The sequence below is a fragment of the Burkholderia sp. PR2 genome (assembly GCF_052372875.1).
In the GTDB taxonomy this organism is placed as follows: domain Bacteria; phylum Pseudomonadota; class Gammaproteobacteria; order Burkholderiales; family Burkholderiaceae; genus Burkholderia; species Burkholderia diffusa.
Window position 1 is genome coordinate 1,428,535 of the sequence record NZ_JBQRWH010000001.1, and the last position, 20,040, is coordinate 1,448,574.

The window sequence follows — 20,040 nt, forward strand, 5'->3', positions numbered from 1 at the left end:
TGTGAGCGCCGAATTATCGGGGATGGTGTATGACCGTCCGATGACTGAAAATCAATCGGTCGTTGAGGAAATCGCAATGGTCAATTGCGACGAGAAAATCCTAAAGTTTTTCTCGAATCGGCCGTTAACCTCTGGCCTTGACGGCCCGACGGGCCTGCCTGGCGGCCTCGATAAATCGAATCCGGATATTCATTCTTTTATTTTCGATCCGTAATTCAATCCGGTTGAATACCGGTAAAACGTTTGCGCATTATCTGCGAATCGAATCGGTTATGCACCTTCTACAGCGCGACCGGATTCGCGCGCCGCGTCGACATGGGTGAATGGCAGCCGATTCATTCCAGCCAGGAAACAATCAATCGCCATCCGGCGATTCACCTTCCCTCCCGCGCGTTCTAGACTATCGGATCACTTCCCCACCGGACCCTTGCAATGACCGACGTCCTGCCGCTGACCACCGACTCCGAATCCGGCCTCCAGTACCTGCTGCGCACGGCCGCCGGCCGCCCGGCGGGCCGCCTGTTGCTACTGCATGGCGTCGGCGGGAACGAAACCAACCTGCTGAACCTGTCCGGCACGATCGACCCGCGCATCGAAATCGCGTTCGTGCGCGGCCCGCTGACGTTCGGCCCCGGCCAGCACGCGTGGTTTCCTGTGCGCTTCGGCCCGAACGGCCCCGAGATCGATGCGGCCCGCGCGGATGCGAGCCGTGTCCAGCTGATCGCGCTGCTGCGCGCGTTGCGCGCCCGGGGCACCGACAACGAACACGCCGCACCGCCCACCGTGATCGCCGGCTTCAGCCAGGGCGGCATCATGAGCGCGAGCGTCGCGCTCACGTCGCCGGCCGACGTCGCGGCGTTCGCGGTGCTGTGCGGCCGCATCCTGCCGGAGATCGATCCGCTGATCGCATCGCGCGATGCGTTGAGCGCGCTCCACGCGCTGGTGATGCACGGCCGCTTCGACGACAAGCTGCCGGTCGCGTGGGCCGAAACCGCCGACGCGAAGCTGACGGCGCTCGGCGTCGCGCACGATACGCGCCTCTACGACGCCGGCCACGAACTCACGGCGGAGATGGCCGGCGACTTCGGCCGCTGGGTCGGCGCACGCACCGGATTGAACTGAGCGCACGGGCGGTCGACCCGCCCGTGCGTATCGTCAGACGTTGCTCGCCGGATCAACGCCGAGCGGCGCGCCGGCGGCATTCTCAGCCGCCGCTTCCCGCGCGGCCCCGCGCTTCGCCAGCTTCCAGCCGACCACGAGCGCGAGCACGACGAGCGGGATCATCCCGACGGTCCACGTGCCGCCCGGGTAATCGAACGCCATCAGCACCAGCACGCTGACCAGGAACCCGAGCGTGAGCCACGACGTGAACGGCGCGCCGGGCATCCGGAACGACACGGGGCTCAGCTCGCCGCGATTGACCGCGCGGCGGAACAGGATCTGGCACATCACGATGAAGCCCCAGGTCGTGATGATCCCGAGCGACGCCATGTTCAGCACGATCTCGAACGCCTGCGCCGGCACGATGTAGTTCAGCGGCACGCCGATCGCATTGACCGCGACCGTGACGAGGATCCCGCCGTACGGCACGCCGCGCGCGTTCATCCGGGACACGAAGCGCGGCGCCGAGCCGCCCATTGCCAGCGAACGCAGCACGCGTCCGGTCGAATAGAGGCCGGAGTTCAGGCTCGACAGCGCGGCGGTCAACACCACGACGTTCATCACCGTGCCGACGTACGGCACGCCGAGCTTGCTGAAGAACGTGACGAACGGGCTTTCGTGCGCGCTGTAGGCGGTCCACGGCAGCAGCATCGTCAGCAGCACGACCGAGCCGACGTAGAACAGCGCGATGCGCCACATCACGCTATTGATCGCCTTCGGCAGCACCTTGCGCGCATCGGCAGTCTCGCCCGCCGCGACGCCGACGAGCTCGATGCTCGCATACGCGAACACGACGCCCTGCACGATCAGCACGGCCGGCAAGATGCCATGCGGAAAGATCCCGCCGTGGTCCGCGATCAGGTGCAGCCCCGGCATCTGCCCGGCGACCGGATGACCGCTCGCGAGAAACACGGCGCCGATCGCGAGGAACAGCGCGAGCGTCCCGACCTTGACGATCGAGAACCAGAACTCCATCTCGCCGAACACCTTCACGCCGATCATGTTCATCACCGACACGATCCCCAGGGCGCCGAGCGCGAACACCCATTGCGGCACGTCGGTGAACACGGCCCAGTACTTCATGTAGATCGCGACCGCGGTGATGTCGACGATGCCGGTGGTCGCCCAGTTCAGGTAGTACATCCAGCCCGCGACGAACGACGCGCGCTCGCCCATGAACTCCCGCGCGTACGACACGAACGAACCGCTGGTCGGCCGGTGCATCACGAGCTCGCCGAGCGCGCGCATGATCAGGAACGCGAACACGCCGCACACGAGATACACGACCGCGAGCGCAGGCCCCGCGCTCTGCAGGCGGCCGCCCGCGCCGAGAAAGAGGCCGGTGCCGATCGCACCGCCCATCGCGATCATCTGCACGTGTCGCGGCTTCAACTTCTGCTCGTAGCCGGACTCGTGGGACGCGAACATCGCATCGCGGTCGGCATGACGGGGATCGGCGCCGCCGGCCGGGTCGACCGGGCGCTCGCTGGCTTGCTTCATGGTATGTCTCCGTTTCTTGATGTGTGTTGATGTGTCGCGCCCGTCGGCAGGACGCTGCTGGAACGGCCGCGCGCGGCCCGCCGGCGGCTTGCGCCGGCGCCGCACGGCCGGAATCAGTACGTGCGCGGGCGGATCAGCGCTTCGGGCTGCAACGCTTCGTCCAGTTGTGCGGCGGTCATCAGCTGGTGATCCAGCACGACCTCGCGGATCGACTTGCCGCTCTCGTGTGCTTCGGCGGCCACGGCAGTCGCGCGCTTGTAGCCGATGTACGGGTTCAGCGCGGTCGCGAGCGCGACCGAGCGCTCCATCGTTTCGCGCAGCCGTTCGGGGTTCGCGGTGATGCCGCTCACGCAGCGGTCCGCGAGCGTCGTGCACGCGGCCGTCAGGTGGCTGAAGCTGCCGAACAGCGCGCTCGCGATCACCGGCTCGAACGCGTTGAGCTGGAGCTGTCCGGCCTCGGCCGCGAAAGTCACCGTCAGGTCATTGCCGAACACCTCGAACGCGACCTGGTTCACGACCTCCGGAATCACCGGGTTCACCTTGCCCGGCATGATCGACGAGCCGGCCTGCACCGGCGGCAGGTTGATTTCGCCGAACCCCGCGCGCGGGCCGCTCGACAGCAGCCGCAGGTCGTTGCAGATCTTCGACAGCTTGACCGCGATCCGCTTCAGCACGCCGGAGATCTGCACGAACGCGCCGCAGTCCTGCGTCGCCTCGATCAGGTTCGGGGCGGTGCTCAGGTCCAGGCCGGTGATGCGCCGCAACGCGGCCAGCGCCTTCTCCGCGTACTGCGGATGCGCGGTGATGCCGGTGCCGATTGCAGTCGCGCCGAGATTGATCTCGCGCATCAGCCAGCCGGCTTCCTGCAGGCGCGCGATGTCTTCCGTCACCATCACGGCGTAGGTCGAGAATTCCTGGCCGAGCGTCATCGGCACGGCGTCCTGCAATTGCGTGCGGCCGAGCTTCAGGAGGCCCGAGAACGCGTCGGCCTTCTCCGCGAACGCATCGCGCAGGTGCGCCATCGCGTCGAGCAGATGCTCGACCGCGAAGCAGGTCGCGATCCGGATCGCGGTCGGATAGACGTCGTTCGTGCTCTGAGCGAGATTGACGTGCTCGTTGGGATGCAGGTATTCGTACTGCCCGCGTGCATGCCCCATGATTTCGAGCGCGCGGTTGCAGATCACCTCGTTGGCGTTCATGTTGGTCGACGTGCCGGCACCACCCTGGATGATGTCGACCACGAACTGATCGTGCAGCCGGCCTTCGCGGATCTCGACACAGGCGGCGGCGATCGCGTCACGATACGCGTCCGGCAGCAGCCCGAGCTCGCAGTTCGCATCGGCTGCGGCTTCCTTCACCGTCGCGAGCGCCATGACGAGGTACGGCAGCGACGCGATCGTGCGCCCCGAAATATTGAAGTTCTCCTTCGCGCGCAGCGTATGGACGCCGTAATACGCCGAATCCGGAATGCTTCGTTTCCCTAAAAGATCTGCCTCGACGCGGAAGCCGTTTTCCGTCATGGTGCCCCTCCTGAATTGTCTCTGCCGTCGCAGGAAACCGGCTGCGTTCACCGCTTCCCCGTGCGACGGGATCGCATTCTATGCCTTTGCATAAAGAACCTCGCTTCTGTATTATCGAAAGCGGTTTTGCGTGTGACGCAACAGCGAGAGACGAATGAAAACAATGACGAGAGACACCGGCATCGATCACCTCGGCGCGATGCGCGCGTTCGTGCGGGTCGTCGAAATGGGAAGCTTTTCCGCGGTCGCGAAGGAGATGCACGTGTCGACGTCGACGGTCGCGCGCAAGATCACGGCGATCGAGGACGCCCTCGGCGTCGCGCTATTGCATCGCTCGACGCACAGCGTGACGCTGACCGAGGCCGGCCACATCTACCTGGAACGCGCGGTCACGCTGATCGCCGATCTCGACGACACGTTGCGCGTCGTCGCGGAGCTCAATTCACAACCGAGCGGCCCGCTGAAGCTCACCGCACCGGTCGCTTTCGGTCGCCGTCATCTCGCGCCGCTGATCGCACCGTTTCTCGCGCGCTACCCGACGATCCAGCTCGACGTGCGGCTCACCGACAACCACAACGACCTCGTCGCCGGCGGCTTCGACCTCGACATTCACGAAGGCGAGAACTACCTGGACAACCTGGTCGTGCACCGGCTGTCGCGCAACGACAGCATCCTGTGCGCGACGCCCGGCTACCTCGATCGCAGCGGGCGCCCCGCGACGCCGGACGACCTGCAGCATCACAACTGCCTGCGCTACGTGCACCCCGAGGGCGATCCGCGCTGGGAGCTCGTGCGCGGCGATGCACGGCACAGCGTGCTGCCGGCCGGCAACCTCGTCACCGATCATTCGGAACTGCTGCTGGACGCGACCTGCGCGGGCCTCGGCATCGCCGAATTCGAGATCTGGCTGGTGCGCGACCTGCTCGCGAGCGGCCGGCTCGAAGCCGTGCTGCCGCGCTACCGGCTGCAGAACAAGCTCACGGGCGACTACATCTACATCGCGTATCTGGCGAACCGGCGCAGCTCGGCAAAGCTGCGCGTGCTGAGGGACTTCCTCGCGGAGCATCTCGCGCACATCGGCGATCTGTCGGCGGTCGAGCTGACGAAGATTCGCGACGCGGGCGCGTAGCGGCTGCCGTCGCGCTGGCCGGCAAGCCAGCACCGATGCCGCACGCACGTCAGGCACGCGGCATCGGCACGACCGGCCCCGTCAGGCCGGCTGCAGTTCGAACGGGAATGTCGCGTGGCCGATCTCGACGCCCTGCGTGTTCAGCATCCGCGGCCGGTGGAACGCAGCGAGCCGCGCGCGCTGCGCGTCCGTGCCGATCCGCAGCCGTTCGAGCAGTTCGCTGACCATCATGTACAGCACGTCGATGTTGCCGTCCTCGATCTTCACCGAGATGCCGAGCGCGCCGTCGGCGCCGAGTTCCCGCGTGCGCGCCGATGCGCGTACGCCGATCCCGTAGCACGCATCCGCGCCGAGCTTGCCGACGACCTGCCCTTCGAAGGCCTCCATCAGCACCGTGCAGTAGCGCCCTTCTCCGGCAACCAGCTCGGGATGGGCCGTCATCGCATGATGAATGCGCGCCAGCGCGCGCACGCGATCGGTCGTCGCCGCGCCGCCGGCTTCAACCTTATCCGCACCGTCCGCCAGCGATGCATAAAGACGGGCGAGGCGGTCGAGCGGGAATGCCGGCGTCGGCAGGTTGCAGCCGTCGATCGCCCAGTCGACCTCGTCGTCGGGCAGGCCGCACGCGTCGGCGACCACCTGCTTTACACGCATCTGCATCGGATGCGCCGGCAGATGGTAGTCGGCAATCGCGGCGCCGATCGCCCGCGCGCCGGCCAGCATCCCGACGTGCTTGCCCGAGCAGTTGCTGCACACGCCGGTCGGCGTGTAGTCGCGCTTGATCCATGACCGGTACACCGCGTCCGACAACGGCGCATGGCCGCCGCACCGCAAATCCGACTCCTGCGCGTCGACCTTCGCCAGCATCGCCCGCGTGCGCGCGATGTGCCGCTCCTCGCTGCTGTGCGATGCGCACATCAGCGCGATGTCCGCTTCGTCGAAGCCGAACCGCTCGGGCGCGCCCGTCTCGATCACGGACAGCGCCTGGGCCGGCTTCGCTGCCGAGCGCGCGAGCGTCATCCGGAACGGATCGCCGAGCCGGAACAGCAGCCTGCCGCCTGCATCCACCACCGCCACATCGGCGACGTGCGTGTTCTCGATCGCATTGCCGCGGTACGTCACGACCGCTGCGCGTTGAGTGTCCATCTGTCCTGTCTCCTTCGTCGGGGCCTGATTGCCGGGGCCCGTGCAACCGGTACGGCAGTGTATCGATTCTGCCGCCGGGTCGAGCCGGACGCCCCGTGGAAAGCGGTATTGCGCAGCACGCAAAGCCATCGCGCCCGCCACGCAAGCCAGACCGGTTCAGTACAACGACCATTCGATTGTTTACATATCTCGTAATAATTCGTAGAATTGCGATCGCTAACGCGAATCATTTTCATTTACATTGACGTTTTCCGATGTCCCGGGCCTGCCCGCCGGCGTCGCGACGACGCATCCGATCACCGATACTTCCGCTGCCTCTCGCCATGCCTGCCCAGTTCAAGACGAGGCCCCGTGCCCTCGTGTCAGCACTGACCTGCTCCGTTTTCCTGACGCCGCTGCTCGCTTCCGCCGAAACCGCTCCCGCACCCGCCTCCCCTGCCGCCCAGCCGGCCGCCGCCGATACGCCGGCGACGCTGCCGACGATCGCGGTCCAGTCGTCCGCGCTGTCGGACTTGCAGGTGAAGCGCTCGCCGTCGTACAAGTTCACCGCGCCGCTGCTCGACACGCCGCGCTCGGTCACGGTGATCCCCGAACAGCTGATCAAGGAAAAGAACGTCACGTCGTTCGCGGATGCGCTGCGTTCGGTGCCGGGCATCACGTTCCTCGGCGGCGACGCCGCCGCGAACCCGTCGGCCGATCGCCCGGTGATCCGCGGCTTCGAATCGCGCAACTCGATCTTCGTCGACGGGATGCGCGACTCGGGGCTGCAGAACCGCGAGACCTTCGCGGTCGAGCAGATCAGCGTGATCAAGGGCCCCGATTCGGTCTATGCGGGCCGCGGCTCGGTCGGCGGCAGCATCGACATCGTCACGAAGACGCCGAAGAACGACGACTTCATCAACAGCAGCATTGGCTTCGGCACCGACGGCTACAAGCGCGCGACGGTCGACGCGAACCGCAAGATCAACGAAACGACGGCCGTGCGCCTGAACGTGATGGGTCACGACGCGAACCAGGCCGGCCGCAACGACGTGTACAACAAGCGCTGGGGCGTCGCGCCGTCGATCGTGTTCGGGCTGAACACGCCGACCACGGTCACGGTCAGCTACTACCACATGAACTCGTACGACATGCCGGATTTCAGCGTGCCGTTCCGTTCGACGGGCGGCACGCCGGTGCCGACCGATCGCGGGCAGTTCTTCGGGCTGAACACGCGCGACTACCGCTACGGGCAGACCGACACCGCCGAAGTGCGCGTCGAGCACAAGATCAACGACGACTGGAAGCTGAAGAACACGACGATGTTCGGGCGCTCGACGCTCGACTACGTCGCGACGAATCCGCAGATCCTCGCGTCGAACCCGAACATGCTCGCGCTGCAGGCGAAGAGCGGCAAGTACGCGCTCAACGGCTTCTCGAACCAGACCGAGGTGACCGGCAGCGCCAGCCTGTTCGGCATGAAGCACACGATGACGGCCGGCGTCGAGTTCAGCCACGAACAGGCGCGCTACGAGGGCTACCTCGTGTCGGATTCGGCCGGCCACAACATCCGCTCGGGCGGCCCCTGCTCGGTGGCCGGCAACTGCACGCCGCTCGCCGGCGGCTGGAACCCGAACATGCCGTGGACCGGCAGCATCGTCCTGAACGGCGACAAGAGCTTCCCCGGCCCGACGACGAACACGCGCACCGACACGGTATCCGCGTACATCTTCGATACCGTGAAGCTGTCCGAGCGCTGGCAGTTCAACACCGGGCTACGCTTCGACCGCTACGACACGACCGGCAAGCAGGCCGGCGTGGCCGACCTGTCGAACACGTCGAACCTGTTCAGCTACCAGTTCGGCCTCGTGTTCAAGCCGGTGACCAACGTGAGCCTGTATGCGTCGTACGGCACGTCGTCGAACCCGCCGGGGTCGAACGGCGGCCTGGGCGGCGGCACCGACCAGATCACCGCGACGAACCAGGACCTCGCACCCGAGCGCTCGCGCAACATCGAGATCGGCGCGAAGTGGGACGTGCTGCAGGACCAGCTGTCGCTGACGTCGGCCCTGTTCCAGACCGAGAAGACCAACGCGCGCGTCAGCGACGGCCTTGGTCACACGGTCAACGCGGGCAAGCAACGCGTGCGCGGTTTCGAATTCGGCTTCGCGGGCAACCTGACACGGAAGTGGCACGTGTTCGGCGGCTACTCGTACCTGAACGCGATCACGACCGACGCGGGCCCCGGCAGCCCGGGCGCATCGGGCCTGCCGATGGTGATGGTGCCGAAGCACAACTTCACGCTGTGGACGAGCTACGACGTGATGCCGAAGCTCACGCTCGGCGCCGGTGCGACGGTGATGAGCCAGACCTACGCGTCGGTATCCGCGACGACGAAGAAATGGACGCCCGGCTACGCGCGCTTCGACGCGGCCGCGACGTGGCGCGTGAACAAGACGATGGACGTGCAGCTCAACGTGCAGAACCTATTCGACAAGAAGTATTACGCGAGCGCGTATCCGATCTACGCGACGTGGGCGCCGGGCCGTTCGGCGATGGTCACGCTCAACTTCTATCAGTAACGCCATTGACGGCGGGAGGGCGTGGTACACCCCTCCCCGCCTCGCTCACCACGGCAGCGAATACGTCTTCACGTTCGTGAAGCTCTTCATCGCCTCCTGCACGCCTTCCTTGTAGCCGAGGCCCGAATCCTTCACGCCGCCGAACGGCGTCAGTTCGAGCCGGTAGCCCGGCACCTCGCGCACGTTCACGCTACCGACTTCCAGCTCGGTGATGAAGCGCGTGATGTTGTCGAAGCGGTTCGTGCAGACCGACGACGACAGCGCATAGTCGGTGCTGTTCGACATCCGGATTGCTTCGTCGATGTCGCGAAAGCGCATGATCGGCGACACCGGGCCGAACGTCTCGTATTTCACGAGCGGCATGTCGGGCGTCACGCGATCGATCACCGTCGGCGAATACAGCGCACCGTCGCGCACGTTGCCGACCAGCAGCCGCGCACCGCGCGCGATCGCGTCGTTCACCTGCTGCTCGCAGAACGTCGCGGCTGCCTCGTCGATCACCGTGCCCATGTCCACCGACGGATCGGACGGATTGCCGTACGACCACGCGCGCGTCTTCTCGACCACCAGCTCGGTAAAGCGATCGGCCACCGACTCGTGCACGAGCATGCGCTTGATCGCGGTGCAGCGCTGCCCCGAGTTCTTGTACGAGCCCGACACGGCGAGCGTGCTTGCTTCGTCGAGATCGGCGTCGTCCATCACGATGATCGGATCGTTGCCGCCGAGTTCGAGCACCGCGCGCCGGTAGCCCATTCGCGACGCGATCGACTTGCCGATCGATACGCCGCCGGTGAACGTGATCAGATCGATCGCCGGGTTCGTGATCAGCTCATCGGCGATCTCCTTCGGGTCACCGGTGATCACTTGCAGCATCTGCGGCGGCAGGCCGGCTTCGTACAGGATGTCCGCGAACAGATAGCACGATAGCGGCACCTTCTCCGACGGCTTCACGACGATCCGGTTGTTGGTCGCGACCGACGGCACGACCTTGTGCGCGACCTGGTTCATCGGATGGTTGAACGGCGTGATCGCGGAGATCACGCCGAGCAGCGGTTCGCGCTGCGTGTACACGCGGCGCTTCTTGCCGTGCGGCGTCAGATCGCACGAGAAGATCTGCCCGTCGTCCTTCAGCACTTCGCCAGCGCCGAACGTGAGCACGTCGGCAACGCGCCCGGCTTCGTACGTCGAATCCTTGATGCACAACCCGGCCTCGGCCGTGATCAGCGCCGCGATCTCGGCGGTGCGCGCGCGCACGATGTCGGCCGCGCGGCGCAGGATCGCCGCACGCTCGTGGCGCGTAAACGTCGGCCGGTATGCACGCGCGGCGGCGAATGCGCGCCGCACGTCGTCCAGCGTCGCCTTCGGCACGGTGCCGACGAGCGTTCCGTCGTACGGGTTGCGCACGTCGATGACTGCGTCGCGCCACACGCGCTGCCCGTCGATGCGCAACGCTTCGCGCCGCACGTCGGATGCGGGAATCGGCTTCAGGACCGTGCTCATGTCGTCTCCTTCCTGGTGCAGCGTGATCGTGGCCACGCTTTCGGTTAATGCAGCGCGGCATGGCGCACCACGACCAATCCTTCGTATTCGAGGCAGCGGCACAGCGTCGACCACGCCGGCGTAGCGGGCCATGCACGCGCGCCGGCGTCGATGCGAATCGGCTGCCCGAATTCACGCGCCGCGCACGCGAGAAGCGTGTGCGCGATGCCGCTGCGCCGGTAGGCGGGTTCGACGTATAGCCGCATGAGCGACGGCGATCGGCCATCACCGCCACCTGCGTCATCGATGTCGAGTTCTCCGATCGCGTCGCCGTCGCGATACGCGACGAACGTCTTGCCTGCATCGTCGAACACGATGCGGATCACGCGCTCGCAGCGATCCCTGAACACGACGACGTGCATGGCGTCCCTCTCCTTTTCATCACGCTGCAGGCGAACGCGATGCACGCACGCCCTCCTGGGCCCGCGTACCGGGGAGTTATCCGGATCGTCCGGGCGCGACGAGTTGAGTATCGTCTTGCCACGTCGGCGCGCAGTAGTGCCAGACAACACATTTCATTGAGTCCACATCCGCGGCGCGACGCGCGTATTCTCGCGAAACCGCGCCACTCGCGGGCCACGTGCACACCACGCGCACCGCCTCGCGTTTCCCGTACCGATCACAGGAGGAAGCATGTCGAGTCGTACCCCGACCGCCTTATGGGCCCAGCAGTTCCGGCGGTCGTCGGCGTCGAGCCTGCAGGACCAGATCCGGCGGATGCTCGTGGCCGCGATCCTCGACGGCCAGCTCGCCCCCGATGCCGCGCTGCCGTCGAGCCGCGAGCTTGCCGACCAGCTCGGCGTCGCGCGCAACACCGTCGTGCTCGCGTACCAGATGCTCGTCGAAGAGGGCTACCTGATCTCGCGCGAACGCAGCGGGCACTTCGTGAACCCGAAGATGCTCGAAGGCGTGCCCGGTTTCGCGCAGGCCCGGGCCGGCGCGCTGCCCGCCGGCGGCGACGACGTGCCCGGACGCCCCGCTTGGGAAAAGCGCATCACGCATCCGCCGTCGAGGCAGCGCAACATCGTGAAGCCCGCAAACTGGCAGCACTACGAATTTCCGTTCATCTACGGGCAGTTCGACCAGTCGCTGTTTCCGACCAACGACTGGCGCGAATGCTGCCTGAAGGCGCTGTCGGTGATGGAAATCCGCAACTGGGCCCCCGACCTGATCGAACGCGACGACGAATCGCTGATCCAGCAGATCCGCACGCGCGTGCTGCCGCGGCGCGGCGTGTTCGCGATGCCCGACGAGATCGTCGTCACGAACGGCTGCCAGCAGGCGCTTTACCTGATCGCGGACCTGCTGTGCGGCAAGCACACGACGGTCGGTTTCGAGAACCCCGGCTATCCGGATGCGCGCAACATCTTCGAGAACCGCGACGCGCGGCTGCTGCCGCTGCCGGTCGACGGCCACGGGATCGCACCCGATGCGCTCGGCGATACGCTCTCGCGCTGCGACTACGTGTACGTGACGCCGAGCCATCAGTGCCCGACCACCGCGACGATGCCGGTCGAACGCCGCCGCGCGCTGCTCGATTGCGCGCAGCAGCATGACTTCGTGATCATCGAGGACGACTACGAGAGCGAAAACACGTTCTCCGGCACGCCGCATCCGGCATTGAAGAGCCTCGACACGGCCGACCGCGTGATCTACGTCGGCAGCCTGTCGAAGACGTTCGCGCCGGGGCTGCGGCTCGGCTACGTGGTCGGGCCGCGCGAGCTGATCCGCGAGTTGCGGGCGCTGCGGCGGCTGATGGTGCGCCATCCGGTTGCGTATATCCAGCGGGCGTTCGCAACCTTTCTCGCGCTCGGCCATCACGACGCGTTGCTGCGCCGGCTCGCGCATGCGTACAGCGAGCGCTCGCAGGCGCTGATGGCCGCGCTCGACGCGCACTTGCCGGAAGCGCGCTACGTGCCGGTGACGGGCGGCGCGTCGTGCTGGGTCGAGGGGCCGCCATGGCTCGACGCGGCGCGGCTCGCGGTGGACGCCCAGGAGGCGGGAATTCTGATCGAGCCTGGCGGCGTGTTCTTCATGAACGACGACAGCAACGCGCGTCGATGCTTCCGGATGGGGTTTTCCGCGATTCCGCTGGAGCGAATCGAGCCGGGGGTGCGGGCACTCGCGCAATGTGTGCAGGCGCAGAAGCCGAGCGTCTGAACGCATCGCGCCAGCCGGTCACGCCCCCTGGCCCAAGCGAAACCTCCCGACTGGCGCTACCGCCAAAAACGAGCGCTCACTAACGTGTCGATACCGCGTGCCGCATGCGCGCCAGCGCCTTGCGCACCGCCCATCATTCGACAGGAGACACGTTATGTCCGACACGCTCGCCGCCCCCGTCACGGCCGCCACGCTCGCGGCATTTTCCGAAGCATTCAACCGGCACGACGCCAACGCGTTGATGGGCTTCATGACCGAGGACTGCGTATTCGACGCGGCCGGCGGCCCCGACATCCACGGCACGCGCTTCGTCGGCCGCGACGCGGTACGCGCCGCGTTCGAAGCCGTGTTCAAGACCTTCCCCGACGCGCACTGGGGTCACGGTCGCCACACCGTCGCCGGCGAGCGCGGCGTCTCCGAGTGGGTGTTCACGGGCACGCACGCCGAAGGCTGGCGCATCGAGGCCGAAGGCTGCGACCTGTTCGAATTCCGCGACGGGCTGATCGCCGTCAAGCGCGCGTTCCGCAAGGAGCGGCCGAAACAGCCGGCCTGAGCGTGCGCCTCGCGCGCCACTCGGGCCACCGCCCCCCGCGCGCATTTTGAAACGAATCATTTCATTTCATTCCACATTCGCCGACAGCGGGCGGAATGACTTGACCGGCCTTCCCCAGCAAATAGCATCTGGAACAAGACGTTCCGTTAATTGAACAATCGGAGACAACCCATGAGCGAGCAATCCACTTCCCTGCGTGCATCGGCGAACGGTCCGCAGGACATGACGCCGTCCGAAGCCTTCGTCGAAACCCTCGCGGCCAACGGCGTGACCGACATGTTCGGCATCATGGGCTCCGCGTTCATGGATGCGATGGACATCTTCGCGCCGGCCGGCATCCGCCTGATCCCGGTCGTGCACGAACAGGGCGCGGGCCACATGGCCGACGGCTACGCGCGCGTGTCGGGCCGCCACGGCGTCGTGATCGGCCAGAACGGCCCCGGCATCAGCAACTGCGTGACCGCGATCGCGGCCGCGTACTGGGCACACAGCCCGGTGGTGATCGTCACGCCGGAAGCCGGCACGATGGGCATCGGCCTCGGCGGCTTCCAGGAAGCGAACCAGCTGCCGATGTTCCAGGAATTCACGAAGTACCAGGGTCACGTCACGCACCCGGCACGGATGGCCGAATTCACCGCGCGCTGCTTCGACCGCGCGCAGGCCGAGATGGGCCCGACGCAGTTGAACATCCCGCGCGACTACTTCTACGGCAAGGTCAAGGTCGAGATTCCGCAACCGCGCCGGCTCGACCGCGGCGCCGGCGGCGAACAGAGCCTGGACGACGCGGCCGCGCTGATCGCGCAGGCGAAGTTCCCGGTCATCATCTCGGGCGGCGGCGTCGTGATGGCCGACGCGATCGAGGAATGCAAGGCGCTCGCTGAACGGCTCGGCGCGCCGGTCGTCAACAGCTACCTGCACAACGACTCGTTCCCGGCGAACCATCCGCTGTGGTGCGGCCCGCTCGGCTACCAGGGCTCGAAGGCCGCGATGAAACTGCTGTCGCGCGCCGACGTCGTGATCGCGCTCGGCTCGCGCCTCGGGCCGTTCGGCACGCTGCCGCAGCACGGGATGGACTACTGGCCGAAGGACGCGAAGATCATCCAGATCGACGCGGACCACAAGATGCTCGGCCTCGTGAAGAAGATCTCGGTCGGCATCTGCGGCGACGCGAAGGCCGCGGCGATCGCGCTCACGCAACGCCTCGAAGGCCGCACGCTCGTGTGCGATGGCTCGCGCGGCGAGCGCGCCGACCAGATCGCGACGGAAAAGGCCGCGTGGGAAAAGGAACTCGACGACTGGACGCACGAGCGCGACGCATTCAGCCTCGACATGATCGAGGAGCAGAAGCACGAGAAGCCGTTCAGCGGCGGCCAGTACCTGCATCCGCGCCAGGTGCTGCGCGAACTCGAGAAGGCGATGCCCGAGGACGTGATGGTGTCGACCGACATCGGCAACATCAACTCGGTCGCGAACAGCTACCTGCGCTTCAACAAGCCGCGCAGCTTCTTCGCGGCGATGAGCTGGGGCAACTGCGGCTACGCGTTCCCGACGATCATCGGCGCGAAGGTCGCCGCGCCGCACCGTCCGGCCGTGTCGTATGCGGGCGACGGCGCGTGGGGCATGAGCCTGATGGAAACGATGACCTGCGTGCGCCACAACATCCCGGTCACGGCCGTCGTGTTCCACAACCGCCAGTGGGGCGCGGAGAAGAAGAACCAGGTCGACTTCTACAACCGCCGCTTCGTCGCGGGCGAACTCGACAACCAGAGCTTCGCGGCGATCGCGCGTGCGATGGGCGCCGAAGGGATCACGGTCGACCGCCTCGAGGACGTGGGCCCGGCCCTCAAGCGTGCCATCGACATGCAGATGAACGAAGGCAAGACCACGATCATCGAGATCATGTGCACGCGTGAACTCGGCGATCCGTTCCGTCGCGATGCGCTGTCGAAGCCGGTTCGCATGCTCGACAAGTACAAGGACTACGTGTAATGCCGCGTCGCTGACGCACCCCGTTGCCGGTCGCGCGCCCCTCTCGCGCGGCCGGCCCTCCGGCCGGACGCCGTGCCCCGTGCGGGCCGCCGCATCCGGCCGTTTTTCCTTTCTTACCCGAGCGAACGATGAAAGCCCTCGACCGCATTCTCGAATCCGCGCGCCGCCAGCCGATGCGCATCGCGCTGTGCGAAGCCGACGATCCGCGCGTGCTGCAGGCCGCCGCGCGCGCAACGCGCGACGGCATCGCCCGCATCGTGCTCGTCGGCAACCGTGCGGCGATCCACGCCGCGGCCGCGCGCGACGCGATCGATCTCGACGGCATGACGCTCGTCGATCCGGCCAGCGCCGCGCAACGCGATGCCTATGCCGACGCGCTGCATGCGCTGCGCAAGCGCAAGGGCATGACGGCCGATGCCGCGCGCGACGCGGTGCTCGATCCGCTCTGCCATGCGAACCTGATGGTACGGCTCGGCGATGCGGACGGCTCGGTCGCGGGCGCCGTGCATGCAACGGCCGACGTCTTGCGCGCGGCGATCCAGCTGATCGGTGTCGATCCCGCGTTCCGGATCGTATCGAGTTTCTTCCTGATGATGCTGTGCGAACCGTTTCACACGATCAAGGGCGGACTGATCTTCTCCGACTGTGCGCTGGTCGTCGATCCGGATGCCAATCAGCTCGCCGAGATCGCGATGGCCGCCGCCGACAGCGCGCACGCGCTGCTCGGCGAGGAACCGCGTGTCGCGATGCTGTCGTTCTCGACGAGTGGCAGCGCGCATCACGCGGCGGTCGACAAGGTGACGGCCGCGACCGCGCAGGTACGCGAACTGCGCCCGGCGCTTGCGATCGACGGCGACGTACAGCTCGACGCGGCGATCGTCGCGGAAATCGCCGAGCGCAAGATCGCGCATTCGCAGGTGGGCGGCCACGCGAACGTGCTCGTGTTCCCGAGCCTCGAAGCCGGCAACATCGGCTACAAGCTCGCCGAGCGGATCGGTCGTGCAAAGGCCGTCGGCCCGCTGCTGCAAGGCTTGCGCCGGCCCGCGAACGACCTGTCGCGCGGCTGCAGCGCAGACGACGTGTATCACGTGATCGCCGCAACCACCGTGCAGGCGCAGGCGGCCGCGCAGCGCGCCGCGACGGGCGAGGCCGCACACGCATGACAGCCGACAAACTGGCGATCCTGATCGCGGTGATCGGCGCCGGCAGCTATTTCCAGACCGTCACCGGCTTCGGGCTCGGGATGATCGTGATGGGCGCGACGAGCGGCTTCGGTCTCGCGCCGCTCGCCACCGTCGCCACGCTGATGAGCGTCGTGTCGCTCGCGAACGGCGCGACCGCGCTGCCCGGCCGGCTGCATCACATCGACTGGCGCGCGGTGGGCGCGGCGACGCTCGGCATCCTGCCGTCGGTCGTCGCGGGCGTGCTGCTGCTCGAATGCCTGAGCCGCTCGGCGGCCGACCTGCTGCAGCTCATTCTCGGCGCAGTCGTGCTGTACGGCGGCCTGAGTGCGGCGCTGCGGCCGACGCCGCTCACCGAGCGCTCGGACAACCGCAGCTTCTTCGTCAGCGGCCTGTTCGGCGGCTTGCTGAGCGGGATGTTCGGCGTGTCGGGGCCGCCGCTGATCTTCCAGTTCTACCGGCAACCGCTGACGCTCGTGCAGATCCGCTGCGCGCTGATCGTGCTGTTTACGACGACCTCGGCCACCCGCGTGCTCTACAGCGCGTGCGAAGGCCAGCTCGATCGCGACATCTGGCTGCTGGCGGCGATCGCGACGCCGGTCGTGATGCTGACGACGGTCGCCGCGCGCCACTACCCGCCGCCGCTGTCGCCGGTCGCGCTGCGCCGGCTTGCGTTCGGCGTGCTGATGGCGATCGGCATCGGGCTGATCGCGACGTCGCTGCCGCCGCTGCTGCGCGGCGCGTGATGCCGCGCGGCGCGTGCCGCAGCGAACCGGCCTGCGTCCGGCATTGGGTCGCGACGCGTGCGTGTTGCCGCATCCGCCTTGCAGGCCGTCGCCTGCTTCATCGCCGCGCGCCGATCCAGTGCGCGATTTCGACGAGCCGCTTCATGTCCGGCGCTGATGCAAGGTCGATCGCGAGCCGGTGCCGGTAATACGGGCCGAGATCGAGCCCGACGCCGAGCCCGAGCACTTCGACGCGGCCGGCCGCCTCCTGGCGCGAGACCACCTGCTTCAGATGGTTGTCGAGGTAGAACGGATCGTTCGCGAGCGCCGTGGCGCCGTCCATCGGGCTACCGTCCGAGATCACGACGAGGATCCTGCGCGCCTCCGGCCGCGCCGCAAGCCGCGCGCACGCCCATTCGACCGCTTCGCCGTCGACACCCTCACGGAACAGGTCGGCCTTGAACAGCGCGGCGATACCCGTGCGCGCATGCCGCCAGCGCGTGTCCGCATCCTTGAACACCAGGTGGCCGGTTTCGTTGAGCCGGCCCGGATGGCGCGGCTTGCCGCGCGAGAACCAGTCCTGCCGCGCGCGGCCGCCGTTCCATGCGAGCGTCGTGAAGCCGAGCACTTCGGTCGCGAGACCGGCGGCATCGCCCGCGCGGGCCAGCGTGTCTACCATCAGCGCGACGCCGTCGATCCACGTCTTCATCGATCCCGAGCAGTCGATCAGAAACGCGAGCGCGCAATCGGCGTGCGGCCGCACGCGTTCGAGCCGGAACAGCCGCCGTTCGGCCGGCGAACTGACGAGCTGCGCGAGCCGGCGGCCGTCGAGGCGGCCATGCTCCTCGCCGAACGACCAGCCGTCGGCCTGCGGTACGACGAGCGCCGCACGCAGCACACGGGCGAGCCGCGTGACGTTGATCCGCTGCGCGGTGACCTGGCCGTCGAGCCGGTCGCGGTACTCGCGCAGCAGTGCCGCGCGGATCTGCGCGGCCGGCCGGAGCTCGCGATCGTAACGCGTCGTATACGCACGGTAGACGGCATCGCCGCCCTGCAGCACGGCGCTGTCGCCCGTCTCCACGAGGGCCGGCAGGTCGATGCCCGTGTCGTCGAAATCGACCCACAGCGAGAAATTCGTCAGCGCATCGTCCTGCTCGCGCGCGTCTTGCGTCTCCGTTTCCACGACGGCCGCGCGCGCATCGCGAATCATCGATGCAATGCGCTTCGCAAGTGTCAACGCATGTTCCGCGAATGCGCGCTGATCGTGCCGGCACCGCTTGAGCCCCGCAAGCTGCACGCCGATCTCGGGCACGATCGCCGCGCGCGACGCTTCGATCAGGTCTTCCGTCTCCTCGAGCACCGGCCACCCCGTCAGCCGCGACCATGCGATCTGCGCGACCGTGTAAACAAGGACTCCGACATGCGTATCGGCCTGTCCCGACCGGTGGAACGCGCGTGACCAGGTGTCGAAACGATGGCGCAGGTTCTGCACGACGCCGCGCATGGCGGGTGGCGCCAGCGATTCGCAGCGCAGTTGCTCGAGCATTTCGAACAGCACGCGTTCGACCGGATCGTCGCCGGACAACGCGCGATGCAGGTCCGCATCGGAATGCAGGATGCGCAGCGCGGCGCCGTCGGCCGCGCCGCGCCACGACGCGAGATCGTCGTCGGCCGCCTGCGCGCGCAGGTGCGGCGCATGGATCGGCAGTGGCCGCAGGTCGCGGCACACGCGGCCCGCACGGTAATGCAGCGCCCCGTCGCGTGTCAGTGCACGCACGGTCGACGCGCCCAGCGCTTCGCGCGCCGATGCACGGCGCGCGGCGTCGCGATCGGCGCTCACCGCCCCGCTCCCGGCTCGCCGCCGCCGGCACGCGACGCGACCGCCAGTTCCTCGCCGAAACAGCGCTGGTAATACTCGGCGACGACCGGCCGCTCGGCGTCGTCGCACTTGTTCAGGAACGTGAGCCGGAACGCGAGCGCCGGATCGCGGAAGATCTGGCAGTTCTCGGCCCAGTTGATCACCGCGCGCGGCGACATCAGCGTCGACAGGTCGCCGGTCGCGAAGCCGTTGCGCGTCAGCTCCGCGAGGCTCACCATCGATTCGAGCAGCGGGCGGCCGGCTTCGTCCGCGAGTTCCGGCACGCGCGCGCGCACGATGCCGATCTCTTCGTCGCGCGGCAGGTAGTCGAGCGTCGCGACCACGTTCCAGCGATCCATCTGCGCATGGTTGAGCATCTGCGTGCCGTGATAGAGCCCGTTCAGGTTGCCGAGACCCACCGTGTTCGCGGTCGCGAACAGCCGGAACGACGGATGCGGATGGATCACGCGGTTCTGGTCGAGCAGCGTGAACTTGCCGTCGCGCTCGAGAATCCGCTGGATCACGAACATCACGTCGGGCCGTCCCGCATCGTATTCGTCGAAGATCAGCGCGACCGGACGCTGCAGCGCCCACGGCACGATCCCTTCCTGGAATTCGGTCACCTGCACGTCGTCGCGCACGACGATCGCATCCTTGCCGACGAGATCGAGCCGGCTGATGTGGCCGTCGAGGTTCACGCGCACGCACGGCCAGTTCAGCCGTGCCGCGACCTGCTCGATATGCGTCGACTTGCCGGTGCCGTGCATCCCCTGCACGAGCACGCGGCGATTGCGCGCAAATCCCGCGAGGATCGCGAGCGTGACGTCCGGGTTGAAACGGTAGGCGTCGTCGATATCGGGCACGTGATCGTCGCGCGCGCTGAACGCCGGCACCATCAGGTCCGAATCGAACCCGAAGCGTTCGCGGACCGACACCATGCAGTCCGGCTTGTTCGCCACCCCATCCATGCGTTGCGCTCCTGTCGTTGCTGATCGCGCAGGCATCGATCGTCGCGCCC

Annotated in this window: 16 protein-coding genes; 9 read left to right on the forward strand and 7 right to left on the reverse strand. The window is 67.2% G+C overall.

Annotated features, from left to right (window positions below; translation table 11 throughout):
• Positions 1 to 40 precede the first annotated feature (40 nt).
• Positions 41 to 214, forward strand: coding sequence for a hypothetical protein (locus ACT2FV_RS06180; protein WP_444503461.1), 174 nt, complete (start codon positions 41 to 43; stop codon positions 212 to 214).
• A gap of 218 nt (positions 215 to 432) precedes the next feature.
• On the forward strand, positions 433 to 1,122 hold the full coding sequence (locus ACT2FV_RS06185; RefSeq protein WP_444503462.1) for an alpha/beta hydrolase: 690 nt from the start codon (positions 433 to 435) through the stop codon (positions 1,120 to 1,122).
• Between the two features lie 33 nt (positions 1,123 to 1,155).
• Here the strand turns inward: ACT2FV_RS06185 and ACT2FV_RS06190 are convergent, their stop codons facing one another.
• Both ACT2FV_RS06190 and aspA read right to left on the reverse strand, forming a co-directional pair.
• Positions 1,156 to 2,661: an amino acid permease gene (locus tag ACT2FV_RS06190; RefSeq protein ID WP_151051474.1), complete on the reverse strand. Its 1,506-nt coding sequence runs from the start codon at positions 2,659 to 2,661 to the stop codon at positions 1,156 to 1,158.
• A 113-nt stretch (positions 2,662 to 2,774) separates the two neighbouring features.
• Positions 2,775 to 4,181, reverse strand: coding sequence for an aspartate ammonia-lyase (gene aspA / locus ACT2FV_RS06195; RefSeq protein WP_444503463.1), 1,407 nt, complete (start codon positions 4,179 to 4,181; stop codon positions 2,775 to 2,777).
• 154 nt (positions 4,182 to 4,335) lie between these two features.
• Between aspA and ACT2FV_RS06200 the strand changes: the two genes are divergently transcribed.
• Entirely contained in the window at positions 4,336 to 5,310 is a 975-nt protein-coding gene (locus ACT2FV_RS06200) for a LysR family transcriptional regulator (RefSeq protein ID WP_151051470.1), read from the forward strand.
• A gap of 81 nt (positions 5,311 to 5,391) precedes the next feature.
• Here ACT2FV_RS06200 and ACT2FV_RS06205 read toward each other — a convergent pair whose 3' ends face one another.
• Positions 5,392 to 6,456 carry an asparaginase gene (locus ACT2FV_RS06205; protein WP_124900524.1) on the reverse strand — a complete coding sequence of 355 codons (1,065 nt, stop codon included), beginning with the start codon at positions 6,454 to 6,456 and terminating at the stop codon, positions 5,392 to 5,394.
• A 323-nt stretch (positions 6,457 to 6,779) separates the two neighbouring features.
• Between ACT2FV_RS06205 and ACT2FV_RS06210 the strand changes: the two genes are divergently transcribed.
• Positions 6,780 to 9,017, forward strand: a complete 2,238-nt coding sequence (locus tag ACT2FV_RS06210; RefSeq protein WP_444503464.1) for a TonB-dependent receptor — start codon at positions 6,780 to 6,782, stop codon at positions 9,015 to 9,017.
• A gap of 45 nt (positions 9,018 to 9,062) precedes the next feature.
• Here the strand turns inward: ACT2FV_RS06210 and phnY are convergent, their stop codons facing one another.
• On the reverse strand, positions 9,063 to 10,517 hold the full coding sequence (gene phnY, locus ACT2FV_RS06215) for a phosphonoacetaldehyde dehydrogenase (RefSeq protein WP_444503465.1): 1,455 nt from the start codon (positions 10,515 to 10,517) through the stop codon (positions 9,063 to 9,065).
• Positions 10,518 to 10,561: 44 nt separating this feature from the next.
• Positions 10,562 to 10,918: a GNAT family N-acetyltransferase gene (locus ACT2FV_RS06220; protein ID WP_124904443.1), complete on the reverse strand. Its 357-nt coding sequence runs from the start codon at positions 10,916 to 10,918 to the stop codon at positions 10,562 to 10,564.
• Positions 10,919 to 11,189: 271 nt separating this feature from the next.
• Between ACT2FV_RS06220 and pdxR the strand changes: the two genes are divergently transcribed.
• From pdxR to ACT2FV_RS06245, 5 genes are all read left to right on the forward strand, one after another.
• Positions 11,190 to 12,716: a MocR-like pyridoxine biosynthesis transcription factor PdxR gene (gene pdxR, locus ACT2FV_RS06225; RefSeq protein ID WP_444503466.1), complete on the forward strand. Its 1,527-nt coding sequence runs from the start codon at positions 11,190 to 11,192 to the stop codon at positions 12,714 to 12,716.
• A 154-nt stretch (positions 12,717 to 12,870) separates the two neighbouring features.
• Positions 12,871 to 13,269: a nuclear transport factor 2 family protein gene (locus tag ACT2FV_RS06230; RefSeq protein WP_444503467.1), complete on the forward strand. Its 399-nt coding sequence runs from the start codon at positions 12,871 to 12,873 to the stop codon at positions 13,267 to 13,269.
• 171 nt (positions 13,270 to 13,440) lie between these two features.
• Positions 13,441 to 15,258: a sulfoacetaldehyde acetyltransferase gene (gene xsc, locus ACT2FV_RS06235; protein ID WP_059598808.1), complete on the forward strand. Its 1,818-nt coding sequence runs from the start codon at positions 13,441 to 13,443 to the stop codon at positions 15,256 to 15,258.
• A gap of 128 nt (positions 15,259 to 15,386) precedes the next feature.
• Positions 15,387 to 16,421, forward strand: coding sequence for a phosphate acetyltransferase (gene pta, locus ACT2FV_RS06240; protein ID WP_444503468.1), 1,035 nt, complete (start codon positions 15,387 to 15,389; stop codon positions 16,419 to 16,421).
• Complete coding sequence (locus tag ACT2FV_RS06245) at positions 16,418 to 17,185, forward strand: sulfite exporter TauE/SafE family protein (RefSeq protein ID WP_444503469.1); 768 nt, start codon at positions 16,418 to 16,420, stop codon at positions 17,183 to 17,185. Before pta ends, ACT2FV_RS06245 begins: the two co-directional genes overlap by 4 nt.
• A 97-nt stretch (positions 17,186 to 17,282) precedes the next feature.
• On the opposite strand, the gene ACT2FV_RS06250 is transcribed toward ACT2FV_RS06245, so the two are convergent.
• Together ACT2FV_RS06250 and ACT2FV_RS06255 are read right to left on the reverse strand one after the other, a co-directional pair.
• Entirely contained in the window at positions 17,283 to 19,004 is a 1,722-nt protein-coding gene (locus ACT2FV_RS06250; protein ID WP_444503470.1) for a cobaltochelatase CobT-related protein, read from the reverse strand.
• Complete coding sequence (locus ACT2FV_RS06255) at positions 19,001 to 19,990, reverse strand: AAA family ATPase (protein ID WP_444503471.1); 990 nt, start codon at positions 19,988 to 19,990, stop codon at positions 19,001 to 19,003. The genes ACT2FV_RS06250 and ACT2FV_RS06255 overlap by 4 nt, the downstream gene beginning before the upstream one ends.
• Between the last annotated feature and the right edge of the window lie 50 nt (positions 19,991 to 20,040).